Genomic DNA, 14,259 nt, shown 5'->3' on the forward strand with positions numbered 1-14,259 from the left:
AACAGGAGCTGATGAGCATAGAAGCCTGGTTTTGCCGAGGCTGACGGTCAGCGATAGCGTAAACTAATGGAAAAGTCCTGAATTGCAGCCGTCATCCAATAATCGCGCAGTAAGGCATGTGCAGCGGTTGATGTGATGATGGTTTTGTCCATGCACTCGCTTTTGGCGGTAAAGCGGTTTTTTACAGGAATACTGGACATAATATACTTTGTCTAGATGATCTTGGGAAAAGGAGCAAGCGGAGATGAACTGGGTATATTATGGAAAGCTCTATACGAGCAAATTTCAGGCCGGCTGCTTTGCCAAACGGCTGGAGCAGGATGCATGGCTGTTCGGCTATAATGATCCCCGTATCGTTGAAGTGTATCGATCCAAAAAAGGCCGCTATGGGGTTCGCTTCCTCCCTTAATGAAAATTCCACCAAAACATACTTGACGAGCACCAGTGAAATAGTGTATATTTATTCTTGTCGCTGTTTATGACAGCATTGTCGCGGGGTGGAGCAGTCCGGTAGCTCGTCGGGCTCATAACCCGAAGGCCGCAGGTTCAAATCCTGCCCCCGCAACCAATTTATTTCATTCGATGTATGACGTCCTTATGAATACGTGTACATGATTACTCAGGGCCCTTAGCTCAGTTGGTTAGAGCGGTCGGCTCATAACCGATTGGTCACAGGTTCGAGTCCTGTAGGGCCCACTCACACAAAACCCTTGCGCAGCAAGGGTTTTTTTCTATTTACACAGATAACATTCATGGACTGACGTGTTGGCCTTTGCAGGATACAAGCAAGGAAGGCAATGGGCGAAAGGGATCGAGAAGACCTACTTTTTGAAGCCAAGATTTTATTCTGTATATGATGGGTTAGTTTGTATTTGAACAAATATTAAGTAATCCGTAAGCCAAAATACCGCATCCCACGATAAGATACAGCCAGCCGATCCTTCTAATCATTAGGATATATTCCGGGTCTGGCGACGTGTCCCCCTGCTTCAGCTTCCATGCTTTATACCTCGTGCTCCAGGCGGGGCGCCATATTCCCAACCAACCGCGAGCGATAAAAAAGATGGCAAACAGAATCATCGCGATAACAGACATGGTTCACCTCTCTATATAAAATGCAGCTTTAGCCTACATAACGGCAATACAAAACCCAAGCGCATTTCTTATCTGAAATTATACCATGATCTGGAAGCCCCGCGGAGCTTTCGTGACAAGCGGGTCGTCTATGAATCGAAATCCTGCCGCCCGATGCAACGGTTGATCCCAATACTGCGTATAAACCATAAAGAAGCCTGAGGGAGGAGACTTTGATGGGCAATGAGTTTTATGTAGGCTGGGGCACGCTCGCCTTGATCAACGCCGGACTGGCCCAAGGGAAAAACCGAAGCGGCCTGAACTGGTTTCTTTTATCCTTATTCCTGGGACCTGTCGCAACTTTTCTTATTGTTATCATGGGTAAGGAATAACGGGTGTTTCATCCGCTCGCCGATACCCCCAAAAATTTGAAATTGTGGACAGCTTACGTTACATTTTAAAAGGGAAAATGGAAAATCATTCAATGAACGGGACGGGGGATCAAGCGTGTCAGAATGGCTGCTTAATCAATCGTGGGGGCTGCCGGTATTGGCGGCTTTCCTGGCGGTTGTGCTGGTGTTCGAGATAAGGAAGGCCATCAAGGCCTTTAAGGAGAAGAAACGATTTGAGCTCGGGATGGCGGTAGTGTTTGCGGTAGTCGCAGGCTTGGCCTTATTTGTTTTATTTTATTTCTAGGTTGTTCGGTTGTCCGATCAAGATCATATCGTTGCAAAAAAAAGCAAGCTGCCTGAGGATTTGTCCTCGGCAGCTTGCTTAGGTTTGATGTTATTTCGCTTCGGGTACCCCAAAGCTCCCGACAGGAAGCCTAGCCTGAGTCATCCGCGTTCCTGAACTGCGGTTTCTGTCGCCGTCCAGGCTCTTCCGGCTCTCATAGCAAGAATGAAGCATAGGATCAGGACAATCGATGCCGAAATATACGGATAATTGATATCAAGGTCGAATAAATAACCTGCGACCAGAGGCCCTGCAATATTGCCGAGACTGGTGTAGGCCGAGTTCAGACCGGCCACATAGCCTTGCTGGTCGCCGGCCAGCTTCGACATCTGCGTTCCGATGGCCGGACGCAAAATATCGATGGACAGGAATACAAGGAACGTCACCAGGAAAATGAGCCAGTACTTGTGCACAAACAGCGTGAGCAGGATGCAGATGCCGGCTGTAATCAGACTGATCGTAATAACTCTCTTCTCGCCGAACCGGTTCAGAATCCAGCCGAAGATGGTCGCCTGGACAACAGCCCCTGAGATCGATCCGAATGTAATGATCATGGCGATATCCGTCGGCGTGAAGCCGAACTTATGGTCGACGAACAATCCGAATACCGTTTCGTAGTTGGCAAGACCAAAAGACAGTACGAATACGATGATAAGACTCAGGAAATACGGCTCCCGGTAGGAACGCGCCAACTGGACCGCAAGGCTAGGCTGCTTTTGCCCAGGCGAGGCTTGTACCTGCTTCTGAGCGGCCGATTCCGGCAGCATCAGCAACGTGATCAAGGCGGCAACCGCGCCTGCAACGGCAGCGGCATAGAATGGTACGCGAATGCCGAATTCGGCGATAAAGCCGCCGATGCCGGGACCGATGATGAATCCGGTCGTAATGGCAGCGTTGATGAAGCCCATGCCTTTAGCCCGTTCTTCTTTCGATGTAACATCGGCCGTATAAGCCATAACGGCAGGCATAATCAGCGCTGCGCCAATCCCCCCCAGCATTCTCGAAGCAAACAGCAATACAGGCGAATTTGCGACCCCGAACAGCCATTCCGAAAGGGCGAACACGAGCATTCCGGCAATAATGATTCTTTTGCGGCCCATATTGTCGGACAGCCTTCCGGCGAGCGGAGAGAACAGCAGCTGTGTGAGTGAGAAGGCGGCAACGAGCATGCCTACCGTGCCTCCGCTGATATGCAGCTCCGACATGTAGGTCGGCATGATCGGGATGACAAGCCCGATGCCGGTAAAAACAAGAAAGATATTAAACATGAGGAGCAGAATGGCTCCATTATGACGTAGTAACAATGACATGATGACATTTCCTCCAAAAGTTGAAAATTCCAGTGTGCATAAAATGGTTCCTTTTTATATACTGACTGTTCGGTTTGTATGAATGTGTAACCGGGTGCCTGAAATAAACCGACTGTGCTTGTAAGAGACAGGGGAAGCAGCCCGCCTGTTTGACGGATCGCCGCAGCGGCAGAGCTATTTTTTGGCAATTCCGTGCAGAAATACATGCATGGCCGAGTGATATACCGGAAGCGCGTCGGACAGCTTGGTGATGCGGGTTAACTGGCACAAGCCGGCGAGCAGGCTTTCGAAAATGATGGACAGATGCTCGACATTATGTTTCTCGAACTCGCCCGACTCAATTCCCTGCAGCAGCAATTGTTGATTGAATTCCAGCCGCTTATTGAAAATATCGGAAATCTTCTGTTCAACGTCTTCGGTCGCAGCTTCATTATTCGTTATAAATTCATCGAGCGCCTTGGTGAAGGGATGGTTAAGGTCATCCTTCACCAGCTGCTCCGCCATGCGGAACAGTTTATCCATGGTGGTCGTGTACTGCTCTTCCGTGCTCATCCATTTCTGAAACCATTCCAAGTCCCATTCCTCTATAAGATGAAGAAAGAGGCCTTCCTTGCTCTTGAAATGATAATAGATATTTCCTTTGCTGCTTCCGGTCGCGTCAACAATATCCTCGATGGACGTGGATTTATATCCTTTTTGCATAAACAGGGCTTTTGCGGCTTCCGCAATCCGTCGCTTGGTATCTTCGCTTTGCTGCTGCTTTTTGTTCATTGGCGCCTCCCTGTATGAATTCAACGATTATTTTATTATACTGAACGTTCGTTCTGTATCTTATCACGAGGTACGGGGACATTCAAGAGAAAAGTGTGCGGCCAGCGTCCCGAATGTAAAAAACCGCCATCATGGATGGCAGCGTCACGGATTGCGGCATATCGTCCTTGGACTTAATGGTTTACCTCAATATGCTTATGCGATTTTTCGTGGTAGGACAACAGCTCGGTTACAGTAACAAACGAAAAGCCCCGTTCCTTAAGCTCCGGCAGAATCTTTTTGAGCGCTTCGACCGTCTGGTCGCTGCCCGGTACGAAATCATGCATGAGTACGATGTCGCCGTTGCGGGCGTTCTTCAAGACTGTCCGCACGATGGCATTCGCGCCAGGTTTGCGCCAATCCAGCGTATCCTGATGCCAGGACCACAGGACGGTAAGCATTCCGACCTCCTTGCTCGCGCTGACGATTGCATCGTTATATCGTCCTCCGGGCGGGCGAAACAAGACAGAGCGGATCCCCGTCGCTTGATAAATGGCATCCTGTGTCTTGGTCAATTCCTTCCTCAAGGCATCTGCCCCAATATTATAGAACGGAGGATGGGAGTAGGAATGGTTGCCGATCTCATGACCTTCATCCAGCGCACGGGCAACGATTTCGGGATGCTTCTCGACGCGGCTGCCCACCACGAAAAATGTCGCTCTGGCATCGTACTGCTTGAGCAGGTTGAGAATTTGTTCCGTATGCTCCTTATCAGGGCCGTCGTCAAAGGTAAGGGCGATTACTTTATTGCTGGTCGGCACCTCCCATACAATATCGCCGCGCTCCTCGTAGTAATCCCTCTTCTTGGCCGAGGAAGGCATTTGATTGGCATCGGCATGACCGTGAATAACGCCGAATGCTGCGATCAAGGTTAGAAGTAAAGCAATGGCTTGTCTGTTCATGATGTCCCGTTTCCTTTTCTATGCATGTATTCTTGGCATCTGGCAGCGGGCTGCAATTCCTCCTTATCCTTTGGAGAATCTGCTCAAAATATTCCGGCACCCGTCATAACCCGGCGGCAAAAAATCCCGAATGGTGCTCGCCCTATCCGGTGCTTCAGCATATGGTAATAGGAGAGAAGGAGTGATGACCGATGCAATCCAGAAGCGTTTCGCATGCGCGAGGAATCGATGTAAGCCGGTGGCAGGGAAGCATTGATTGGAAGCAGGTTCGGGAAGCTGGGATATCATTTGTTTTCATCAAGGCCTCTCAAGGGAGCTCGCTGGAGGACCCGAAATTTGCAGAAAATGTGCAGGGAGCTAAGGCCGCGGGCTTGCTGGTCGGTGCCTATCATTTTCTAGGGGCGGCGAGCGCTGCGGCGGCAAGGCAGGAGGCGAAGCATTTTGTGGAAACGATGAAAAAAGCAGGCCCGCTAGCCTGGTTCGATCTCCCGCCGGTGCTTGATTATGAGAATAATCCGGCAGGGATCAGCCGCGCAGCCATCAATCAAGCTGCCGCTGCCTTCCTTGAAGAAGTGGAACGATTGACAGGAAGGCAGCCCATTCTATATACCGGCAACGCGTTTGCGGCCAATTTCGATGAGTCTTTGGGCAGGTATGACCTGTGGATTGCAAGGTACAGTGAAACCCGAGTCCCGGATGACCGTCCCGCTTGGAACAAGTGGACCTTCTGGCAATACACCGATTCCGGACGGATTAACGGCATAACGGGAAAGGTCGACCTCAATGTTTATGCCGGCACCTTGTCAGATCTGAAAGCGTACGCCTCCCAGGGGAACACTGGAAATGGCGCGGCAGGCTCGTTTGGAGGGATTCGTGAAGTCAGTCCTTGGGCTGAAGCGAGCTGGCGGGAAGCGGTGGAGAACGGCTTTTTCGACGATGCCCGTCCCGGTGACCCGATGACGCGTGAAGAGGCAGCCGTTCTGGTGAACCGGCTGCTGCGCGAGCTGCGGCAGCGGATTGAGGCACAGGAGAGACGCATCGAGTCGCTTAAACGGGGAACAGACATATTATAAGGAAAACATCGTTGAAAAGCAGGTGATGCGTAAAATAATAGAGTTCATATATTGACATCATATGGTTAGGCATGGTATTATCATTTTTGTCGCTGAGACGAAAAACTCGCACGAATAATGTATGAAACTTCCGTTGTTCGGCATGAATCCCATGCGGTGATTCGGCATTAAGCGAAGTTAAATCGCTTGACAGCGCAGCAATATTTGCCGGGGTGGCGGAATTGGCAGACGCACAGGACTTAAAATCCTGCGGTAGGTGACTACCGTACGGGTTCGACCCCCGTCCTCGGCATTATGACTCAACGCCCGAGTATTTATGAGAATAAGTCGGCCCCCTGCAGGGTGCCGGCTTATTTTTTAAGATACCCATACACATATTTCGAAGTCCAGCCCAGGGATGTAGGGAGAGTAGGAGCATGCGGTTGTTTAATAATGATTGGGACCTGATCCTGCAGGAAGAGACGGACAAGCCGTATTTCAAAGAACTGCTTGAACGGATCGACGAGGAGTATCGGCTGCATACGGTCTATCCGCCGAGGGATGAAATTTTTCGTGCTCTTCAGGAGACGCCATATCAGTCCACCAAAGTGGTCATTCTCGGACAAGATCCATATCACGGACGGGGACAGGCGCAAGGACTTAGCTTTTCGGTCCGGCCAGGAGTTACAATCCCCCCATCACTGCGCAACATTTACAAAGAGCTGGCAGCCGATCTGGATGCCCCGATTCCGGATCATGGATCCCTGATCGCTTGGGCCAAGCAGGGCGTTCTATTGTTGAACGCCGTGCTCACAGTCAAGGAAGGAGAGCCCAACTCCCATAAAGGGCTAGGTTGGGAACAGTTCACGGACGCGGTCATTTCGAAATTGAATGAACGGGAGCAGCCAACGGTTTTCATTCTTTGGGGAAGCTATGCGCAGAAGAAAGGGGCGTTTATCGACCGAAGCCGGCACCTCGTTCTGGAGAGCGCCCATCCGAGCCCCTTTGCTGCACGTAAAGGTTTTTTCGGTAGCCGTCCATTCTCAGCTTCAAACGCATATTTAATCCAGCACGGGATGGCCCCGGTCGATTGGGTCATTCCTAGCACCACGGACATTGGGGATGAATAATCCGTAAGAGATGAAGAGGTGACCTTCATGAAGCATTGGATTGGCCGTCATGTAGTCATTGAGCGTTTAGATGGGGGCAGAACGACGGTGGAAGGCATTCTGAAGGGGTGGGATCCGGTGCAGGAGAAGGCGATCCTTGGACCGGACGAGCTCGCGATTCCGTTTCGCGCCATTCACCGTATCATGCCCAAAACAGCTTATCCGGTGTTGAATTCCATCGGGTATTCGGTGCATCATACCATTCAATTCGATAATGCCGTATACTTCGGATCATGCGTCATGGTGTGGAGAGGGAACCGGCTGATCCATCCGAAGGCCGTTCTCGCATCCCATGACGAGGAAACCGTGACGCTCACAAGCGGACAGCGGCTCCGCAAGGACGAGCATCACTTCGTTGTCCGCTCTCTCCGGGGCAACGCGTAAGCGGTACGCAGATTACGAAATGAAACGAAAAGATGTCCCCCAGGCCCTGATTTCCTAAGTGGAATAAGACCTGAGGACATCTTTTTTTGCGTGCGCGGGGCTCTATAATTCATCCACTTTCTCGGCCAAGAACATTTCATAAATCCGCACCACAATGATCTTGATGATCATATAGGCTGGGATGGCGAGCAGAATGCCGAGGATGCCGAAGAAGTCGCCGCCGACGAGTATAAGAACAATGGTTGTCAGCGGATGGATATCGAGCTGCTTGCCATAGATCACCGGCGTCAAAATATTATCCTGAATCTGTTGAGCAATAATAATGACGACAAGGGACCAGATGGCAATGGAGGGCGATTCGATAAACCCGATAATGACGACGGGGATGCTTGCAAGCACCGCGCCGATGTATGGAATGAAATTCAGGAAGAACGAAACGACCGTCAAGAGCAGCGAATAAGGAAGACCGATGATCAAAAATCCGATATACATGAGCAGGCTCAGAATAAGATTCAAAATCACTTTACCGATAATAAAGCTGCTGAGCGCGCCGTCGATCTCGACGAGAACCTCCTGCCCGTCGCGCCGGTAGCGTCTTGGCAGCACGCTGAGCAGTTTAGGGGGGAGCTTCCCGCCTTCCTTCAGCATGTAATACAGAATAATCGGGATCGTTGCAATGATGACAAGCACGCTGGACACAACGGTAACCAGATGATTGACAGAATTGCTGACCCAATTAATGATTCGGTTCATGTATTCGGTCAAGGATGTCGCGAGCTCCGATTCGGTCGGGATAAAGCGGGACCAGTACGGCGCCTGCTGCAGCTGGTCAAGCTGATCCTGCATGTCCTCGACCAGAAACGGCATATGGCTGATGAAATTCTCGATCTGCTCCCGCAATGTCGGCCATACGACGATGCCGAAGATGGCCATCAGGCCGGCGAATACGAAGTACAGCATGAGCACGCCGATCGATCGTTTGATTTTGCGCCGTTCCAGGTAGTCCACAATCGGCCTAAGCAGGTAGTAGAAGAAGCCGGCGATTGCCACCGGAAAGATCAGCATATTGAACATGGAAACGATCGGGCGGAACAGGAAGCTGACTTTGGAGCCCAAGTAAATGATCAAGAGCAGGGCGATTATACCGAGGCATGTACGAAAATATTTGCTCTGCATCATGGCAATCCCTCCATAACGGCGAATAATAGTTAAGGTAAAGTACCGTTTAACAGTTGTATTTAACCCATTTGGCGGGATTTGAAATCATCGGAGGATTGCCGCTTGTTATTCGTAAGCTATTTTCGAATGGTGACACGGGTATGGACAGGCACGAGGGAAGCGAGCTCAAGCACATCCTTGTTATACATACGCACACAGCCGTGGGAAACCGATCTGCCGATGGATGAGGGATCGTTCGTCCCGTGGATGCCGTAATGCGGCTTGGACAGTCCGAGCCAGTAGGCGCCATAGGGCCCGCCGGGATTGGGCTGCTTGTTCACGATCGTATAATTGCCCGGGGGCGTCTGGGTTGCCAGCTTTCCGAGAGCCACCGGGTACGTATGCACGACGATATCTCCGTCCAGCAGATGCAGCCGGTAATCGGATATATCCACGATAATGCGATATTTCGGCATCAGCATTCTCCTTTCTTCTGATCATGCTATGAGAGCAAGGGTGCATCCGCCCCTCGAAGCCCCAAAATAGGCAAATGCTGACTTCACCGAATTGGCGAATATTTCAATTATTGCGCTTTCCCTGCCGATGTTATAGTAAGTACAGATAGACCATGCAAAGGCGCTAATTTCACAGGAAGGGGATCACCTCATGTCTCCTGCAGGATTGTACCGGAAATATATTAAAAACAATATGTTCACCAAAATATTGCTGCTGATCGCCGTGATTGCGGTCATTACGATCGTGGCCTTATCTTATTTAATGTACTATTTCTTGTTTCAGTCTGCTGTCCGCAGCGAGCTGGACGTTCAGCGTGGAGCTGTGGAGCGGGTCGAGCGGTATGTCGATCAAAAGTACGAGAACGTGCAGTCCTATGTTAATGAGCTGTACCGGAACAGCTCGCTCGGTCTGGACGCTTCCTATTTCCTCATGAGTTCGTTTAACGAGTATATGGCGAAGCGGATGGACCGGATCGTCGACAGCACCCAGTCCAATACGGACAGCGTGCTGGCATACTTCAAGCAGAGGCTCGACGATGATCCGGATATCCAGAACATCATGCTGTACAGTGCCGAGGAGCAGTATGTATACGTCTACAAGCAGGGTAGCATGACCCGGCTATATCAAGCCAACGCTACGCGATCCTATATTCCTGATGTGATGGCGATGGAGACCCAGAGCGTCACGCTGCCGAATCTGTGGCTGCGGAAGCTGACCGGAGATGCCAGCGTGCCTTTGATATCCATTCGCAGTCCGATCAATGACATGACGACGTACAAGAATCTGGGCCAGCTGCTTGTGCTGTATCGGACAGAGGCGCTGGATAAGGTCCTGCGAAGCAATGAAACCGAGATGAAGGGCTATGTCATGATCCTGTCGGGGGACGGCCAGGTCATGTTCGACTCTTCGGGAAAATATTACGGACAGAAATATCCTTACACGGACCAATTGGGGAAAGTGAAAGATACCGCTGCGCTGGAAGAGGAATCGTATGTGACCACAGCCGTGCACAGTCAAGCGGGATACACGGTCGTCGGCATTACGCCCAAACGCGAAATTGCCGGTGCCTTCGAAGGACTGCGGAACACGATCATTGCGACGGCGCTGCTGTGCATTGTGGTTGCCGTGTCCATTCCGTCGCTCATGATCGTCAACTACTCGAAGCGCACCAATAACATCATCCGGTTCATGCGCAAGGTCGAGAAGGGCGATTTTGTGGCCCGGATCCAGGATGCGAAGGAGGATCAGCTCGGACAGATTTCCAGCAGCTTCAACGAAATGCTAGACAAGCTGACGAGGTATATCGACCAGGTCTATAAAGCGGAGATCAACCAGAAGAACGCCGAGCTGTCGGCGCTGCAGGCGAGAATCAATCCGCATTTTCTATACAATACGCTTGAAGTGATCCGGATGAGGGCCTTGTCGCAAGGGGCTCAGGATGTCGGGGACATGATCTACAGCCTGTCTATGCTGTTCAAGAATATCGTTCAGCATAAAACCAGATACACGCTCAAGGATGAATTGGAGGCATGCCGGCTCTATCTGGAGCTGTTCCGCATACGGTACAAGGACAAATACATTTATAAAATGTACTGTGACGAGCAGATCAAGGATGTGCCGATGATCAAAATGTCGCTGCAGCCGCTGATCGAAAATTATATTGTCCACGGCCTCCGGAGCGAGCGGGACGACAATGTCCTCTCAATATCCGCGGAGCTGAAGGATCAGGAGATTTGGATCGAGATTCGGGATAACGGTAAAGGAATAGAGCCGGAGCAGCTCGAGGAGATCAGATCCCGGCTTGCGCTGGCCGAATCGAGCGGGGAGTCATTCGGTCTGCGGAGCGTGAACGATCGTTTGAAGCTGACGTATGGACAAGCCTACGAAGTGGACATCCAAAGCGAGCCGGACGAAGGTACGGTCGTAACGATCCGTATTCCGGTTACAGAAGAGGAGCTGAACCGAGTTGTATAAAGTTTTTATCGTCGATGATGAGCCGTTTATTATTGAAGGATTATATGATGTCGTGGATTGGTCGAAGTATGGAATTGAGATTGTAGGGCATGCGGAGAACGGGCGCCAAGCGCTGGACAAAATGATGATTATCCCGGTCGACATCCTGATCACGGACATATCCATGCCCGTCATGACCGGACTTCAGCTCATCGAGGAGGCCAGAAAGCTCAATCGCAATCTGAAAGTCATCATCCTAAGCGGCTTTGACGATTTCGCTTACTTGAAGGAAGGGATGCGGCTCGGCATCGAAAACTACTTGCTGAAGCCGATCAATCTGAAGGAGCTGGAGGAGACGATTGCCAGCACGATCGACAAGATGAACAACGCCCGCAGGGAGATGCGGCTTGACGAATATGATATGAACATCCTGCGAAGCAATATATTGTATCGCTGGATTACGGATCGCATCGAGCCGGAGGAGCTAAACGAGCGGGCAACCCTGCTCGGTTTGAACCTGAATATGCCTTACCTGATGGTATCCATCCTAAGGGCGGATTTCCCTCCGCTGGAGACGATGCTTCGCGATTTGATGGAACGGGAACAGGGCGTGATGTACTTCCGCGACAATGACGGGGACCATGTCTTGATCTTCATGATGAGAGACCCGGATACGGAAAAGGCAAGGGCGGTCCGGCTGCTTCAGCAGGTGCGGGAGCAATGCTACGACGAGGAAATCTGCATCTCGCTCGGGAGCGTGCAAAGCCTCGGCGCAAATTACCCGGACAGCTATCTCCATGCCAAGGAGGCGCAGGAATACTATTTGCTGCTGGAGCAGCCGGCTTATGTGGACTACGTGGATGTTCAGCTGAAGAAAGGAGAGGCCTCCGAATCTTATAACGTGCAGTGGCCGGAGTATGCCAAGGGCATCGCGGCAAGGGATAAGGATACGCTGTTCCGTCTGATCGACACGGATTTTGAAGGGCTCCGTCACACGCAGGGAATGAATCCGGCAATTTTGAAGAGCATTGCTGTCGAGATGGTCATTCGGCTCAAGCTGGAGCTGAACGATATTCAATATACCGCTGCACCCGATTTTGTGAAGAATACGGTCCATGAAATTATGGAGTCCATCTCGATCGATGATCTGATCGCGGCCGTCAAGGGCGGAGTCGGCGGTCTCGTCGATTCGCTTACGAATGATGTGAAGAGTCCGGTCATCCAGCAGATTCTTCATCATATCCAGCTGCGGTACAATGAGGATCTGTCCCTCAAGGTGCTCGGTGCCCAGTACCACATTCATCCCGTTTATTTGGGCCACCTATTCCATAAGGAGACGGGTGACAGCTTTACCGAGTATATTAACCGGTACCGGATCGACAGAGCGAAGGAGCTGCTGCGGACAACCCCGATGAAAGTCCAGGATATTGCGAAGCAGGTGGGCTATTGGGAAACCGGTTACTTCTATAAACAATTCAAAAAATTCGTTGGCGTATCGCCAAGAGATTTTAGAGGAATGCTCTGATTGATCGAATCAGAGCTTTTTCTTTATTTTCACCAGTAATCCTTTAATTTTTCGCCTATATGAAACTGCTTTCATCAGATAATCTTAATGGTGTAGAGATACTGAGATTCAAAAGGGAGGATTCACATGAGTAAATCGAAGAAAAAATGGCTCTTGCCGCTGACGCTTTTGTTATCCGCTTCAATGCTGTTGTCGGCATGCGGAGGCAAGAAAGAAGGAAGCGCTGGCAGCACTGAAGGAACGGCCGAAAAGCCGGTTGAGCTGATCTGGTACACGATCGGAACGCCGCAGAAGGACGTCGACAAGGTTGAAGCTGAGATCAACAAATATACAGCTGAAAAAATCGGCGTTACGATCGACATGAAAATGATCGATTTCGGTGACTACAACCAGAAGATGCAGGTTATGGCAGCATCCGGCGAACCGATGGACATCCTGTTCACAAGCTCCTGGGCATTCGATTACGTGCAAAACGCGCGTAAAGGCGCATTCCTTGAGCTCGACGAGCTTCTGGAAACCCATGGAAAAGGCATCAAAGAAACGATTGACCCTGCGTTCCTGGAAGGCTCCAAGGTCGATGGCCACAACTACGCGATCCCTGCCAACAAAGAGCTTCCAGCACAAGAGGCATGGCGCTTCAACAAAACGCTGCTTGATAAATACAATCTCGATATCTCCAACGTAAGATCGATGGAAAGCCTTGAGCCGCTGCTCAAAACGATCAAGGAGAACGAGCCGAACGTCGTTCCGCTGGCGATCAGCAAAGACTTCGGACCACTGCTTCCATTCGACTACATCATCGAGAAAATGCCGATGGCCGTTTACCTGGATGACAAGGAAGAGCTGAAGGTTGTAAACTTCCTTGAAATGCCGGAAACGTTGGAAACGCTCAAATTGATGAACAAGTACTACAAAGCGGGATACATCTCCCCTGAAGCAGCAACAACGACTTCTACGCAGGATCTGATGACATCGGGCAACTGGTTCGCCGACCGTGCCGCTACACAGCCGTTCGCGGACAACCTGTGGAGCCAAAGCTACGGCTATCCGGTCGTATCGACGCCTGCCGGCGATGCCACGATCTTCAACTGGTCCGTTATGGGCTCCATGCAGGCGATCTCGGCCAACTCCGAGCATCCTGAGAAAGCGATGGAGTTCCTGAACCTGCTCAACACCGACGTATATCTTCGCAACCTGGTGGATTCCGGTATTGAAGGCGTTCACTACAAGAAGCTTAGCGAGAACGTAATGGAGAACCTGCCAGAGTCGAAAAACTACGACATGCCGACCTTCTCCCTCGGTAACGTCATGCTGACGTACCTGAACCCTGAAGATCCTGAGAACAAATGGGAAGAGTTCAAGAAGTTCAACGAGTCCGGTAAGCCTGCACCGCTGCTTGGTTTCAACTTCGACCCAACCAAAGTGTCCACAGAGCTCGCTGCGGTCAACAACGTAAAAGAAGAGTTCTGGGCGCCGCTGATGACAGGCACGGTTAACCCTGAAGAGTACCTGCCTAAAGCGAACGAGAAGCTGAAAGCTGCGGGTCTGGATAAAATCATCGCCGAGGCGCAAAGCCAAATCGATGCATGGAAAGCAAACAACAAGTAATAGAATTCCCTCGGCCTTCCGGCCTGCTGTTCGCCCCTTGATGGGCGGCAGGCCGGCCTTAAG

At 50.9% G+C, this 14,259-nt stretch carries 14 protein-coding genes and 3 tRNA genes; 12 read left to right on the top strand and 5 right to left on the bottom strand.

Features of this window, described 5'->3' with window-relative positions:
• Positions 1-244: 244 nt before the first annotated feature.
• The 5 genes from NST08_RS09280 to NST08_RS09300 all read left to right on the top strand — a co-directional run bounded on the left by NST08_RS09280 (position 245) and on the right by NST08_RS09300 (position 1,770).
• The gene (locus tag NST08_RS09280) at positions 245-409 is read left to right on the top strand and encodes a hypothetical protein (protein WP_007129503.1); all 165 of its coding nucleotides are present in this window, start codon (positions 245-247) and stop codon (positions 407-409) included.
• 82 nt (positions 410-491) lie between these two features.
• Positions 492-568, top strand: a tRNA-Met gene (locus NST08_RS09285).
• A 54-nt stretch (positions 569-622) separates the two neighbouring features.
• Positions 623-696: transfer RNA gene (locus tag NST08_RS09290), tRNA-Ile, on the top strand.
• A 614-nt stretch (positions 697-1,310) separates the two neighbouring features.
• On the top strand, positions 1,311-1,466 hold the full coding sequence (locus tag NST08_RS09295; protein ID WP_007129505.1) for a hypothetical protein: 156 nt from the start codon (positions 1,311-1,313) through the stop codon (positions 1,464-1,466).
• Positions 1,467-1,581: 115 nt separating this feature from the next.
• The gene (locus tag NST08_RS09300) at positions 1,582-1,770 is read left to right on the top strand and encodes a hypothetical protein (RefSeq protein ID WP_028406165.1); all 189 of its coding nucleotides are present in this window, start codon (positions 1,582-1,584) and stop codon (positions 1,768-1,770) included.
• Positions 1,771-1,910: 140 nt separating this feature from the next.
• On the opposite strand, the gene NST08_RS09305 is transcribed toward NST08_RS09300, so the two are convergent.
• The 3 genes from NST08_RS09305 to NST08_RS09315 all read right to left on the bottom strand — a co-directional run bounded on the left by NST08_RS09305 (position 1,911) and on the right by NST08_RS09315 (position 4,831).
• Positions 1,911-3,119: an MFS transporter gene (locus NST08_RS09305; protein WP_007129507.1), complete on the bottom strand. Its 1,209-nt coding sequence runs from the start codon at positions 3,117-3,119 to the stop codon at positions 1,911-1,913.
• A 174-nt stretch (positions 3,120-3,293) separates the two neighbouring features.
• A complete protein-coding gene (locus NST08_RS09310) occupies positions 3,294-3,890 on the bottom strand; it encodes a TetR/AcrR family transcriptional regulator (protein WP_007129508.1) in 597 nt (198 codons plus the stop codon).
• A gap of 173 nt (positions 3,891-4,063) precedes the next feature.
• Positions 4,064-4,831 carry a polysaccharide deacetylase family protein gene (locus tag NST08_RS09315; protein WP_028406164.1) on the bottom strand — a complete coding sequence of 256 codons (768 nt, stop codon included), beginning with the start codon at positions 4,829-4,831 and terminating at the stop codon, positions 4,064-4,066.
• A 191-nt stretch (positions 4,832-5,022) separates the two neighbouring features.
• On the opposite strand from NST08_RS09315, the gene NST08_RS09320 reads away from it, so the two are divergent.
• The 4 genes from NST08_RS09320 to NST08_RS09335 all read left to right on the top strand — a co-directional run bounded on the left by NST08_RS09320 (position 5,023) and on the right by NST08_RS09335 (position 7,436).
• Entirely contained in the window at positions 5,023-5,904 is an 882-nt protein-coding gene (locus tag NST08_RS09320) for a glycoside hydrolase family 25 protein (protein WP_210095543.1), read from the top strand.
• 206 nt (positions 5,905-6,110) lie between these two features.
• Positions 6,111-6,196: transfer RNA gene (locus NST08_RS09325), tRNA-Leu, on the top strand.
• Positions 6,197-6,326: 130 nt separating this feature from the next.
• Positions 6,327-7,013 (top strand): uracil-DNA glycosylase, encoded by a 687-nt coding sequence (locus NST08_RS09330; RefSeq protein WP_028406163.1) that lies wholly within the window; start codon positions 6,327-6,329, stop codon positions 7,011-7,013.
• A gap of 27 nt (positions 7,014-7,040) precedes the next feature.
• Positions 7,041-7,436, top strand: a complete 396-nt coding sequence (locus NST08_RS09335; RefSeq protein ID WP_007129512.1) for a hypothetical protein — start codon at positions 7,041-7,043, stop codon at positions 7,434-7,436.
• A gap of 102 nt (positions 7,437-7,538) precedes the next feature.
• Here NST08_RS09335 and NST08_RS09340 read toward each other — a convergent pair whose 3' ends face one another.
• Positions 7,539-8,615 carry an AI-2E family transporter gene (locus NST08_RS09340; protein WP_007129513.1) on the bottom strand — a complete coding sequence of 359 codons (1,077 nt, stop codon included), beginning with the start codon at positions 8,613-8,615 and terminating at the stop codon, positions 7,539-7,541.
• A 116-nt stretch (positions 8,616-8,731) separates the two neighbouring features.
• Positions 8,732-9,070 carry a L,D-transpeptidase gene (locus tag NST08_RS09345; RefSeq protein ID WP_007129514.1) on the bottom strand — a complete coding sequence of 113 codons (339 nt, stop codon included), beginning with the start codon at positions 9,068-9,070 and terminating at the stop codon, positions 8,732-8,734.
• 190 nt (positions 9,071-9,260) lie between these two features.
• Here NST08_RS09345 and NST08_RS09350 point away from each other — a divergent pair, with 190 nt between their 5' ends.
• The 3 genes from NST08_RS09350 (at position 9,261) to NST08_RS09360 (ending at position 14,196) form a co-directional block, all read left to right on the top strand.
• Complete coding sequence (locus tag NST08_RS09350) at positions 9,261-11,084, top strand: cache domain-containing sensor histidine kinase (protein WP_210095542.1); 1,824 nt, start codon at positions 9,261-9,263, stop codon at positions 11,082-11,084.
• A complete protein-coding gene (locus NST08_RS09355) occupies positions 11,077-12,588 on the top strand; it encodes a response regulator transcription factor (RefSeq protein ID WP_007129516.1) in 1,512 nt (503 codons plus the stop codon). Before NST08_RS09350 ends, NST08_RS09355 begins: the two co-directional genes overlap by 8 nt.
• Before the next feature lie 126 nt (positions 12,589-12,714).
• Positions 12,715-14,196, top strand: coding sequence for an ABC transporter substrate-binding protein (locus NST08_RS09360; protein WP_007129517.1), 1,482 nt, complete (start codon positions 12,715-12,717; stop codon positions 14,194-14,196).
• Positions 14,197-14,259: the final 63 nt, after the last annotated feature.

Origin of the sequence: Paenibacillus sp. FSL K6-1566 (assembly GCF_038050475.1) — a bacterium.
GTDB lineage: Bacteria > Bacillota > Bacilli > Paenibacillales > Paenibacillaceae > Paenibacillus_AQ > Paenibacillus_AQ lactis.

What these genes read in the sequence shown, in the direction of transcription:
- NST08_RS09280 (WP_007129503.1), top strand. Translation starts at nt 245, where the DNA reads ATGAACTGGGTATATTATGGAAAGCTCTATACGAGCAAATTTCAGGCC.
- NST08_RS09295 (WP_007129505.1), top strand. Translation starts at nt 1,311, where the DNA reads ATGGGCAATGAGTTTTATGTAGGCTGGGGCACGCTCGCCTTGATCAAC.
- NST08_RS09305 (WP_007129507.1), bottom strand. Translation starts at nt 3,119, where the DNA reads ATGTCATTGTTACTACGTCATAATGGAGCCATTCTGCTCCTCATGTTT.
- NST08_RS09310 (WP_007129508.1), bottom strand. Translation starts at nt 3,890, where the DNA reads ATGAACAAAAAGCAGCAGCAAAGCGAAGATACCAAGCGACGGATTGCG.
- NST08_RS09315 (WP_028406164.1), bottom strand. Translation starts at nt 4,831, where the DNA reads ATGAACAGACAAGCCATTGCTTTACTTCTAACCTTGATCGCAGCATTC.
- NST08_RS09320 (WP_210095543.1), top strand. Translation starts at nt 5,023, where the DNA reads ATGCAATCCAGAAGCGTTTCGCATGCGCGAGGAATCGATGTAAGCCGG.
- NST08_RS09335 (WP_007129512.1), top strand. Translation starts at nt 7,041, where the DNA reads ATGAAGCATTGGATTGGCCGTCATGTAGTCATTGAGCGTTTAGATGGG.
- NST08_RS09340 (WP_007129513.1), bottom strand. Translation starts at nt 8,615, where the DNA reads ATGATGCAGAGCAAATATTTTCGTACATGCCTCGGTATAATCGCCCTG.
- NST08_RS09345 (WP_007129514.1), bottom strand. Translation starts at nt 9,070, where the DNA reads ATGCCGAAATATCGCATTATCGTGGATATATCCGATTACCGGCTGCAT.
- NST08_RS09350 (WP_210095542.1), top strand. Translation starts at nt 9,261, where the DNA reads ATGTCTCCTGCAGGATTGTACCGGAAATATATTAAAAACAATATGTTC.
- NST08_RS09360 (WP_007129517.1), top strand. Translation starts at nt 12,715, where the DNA reads ATGAGTAAATCGAAGAAAAAATGGCTCTTGCCGCTGACGCTTTTGTTA.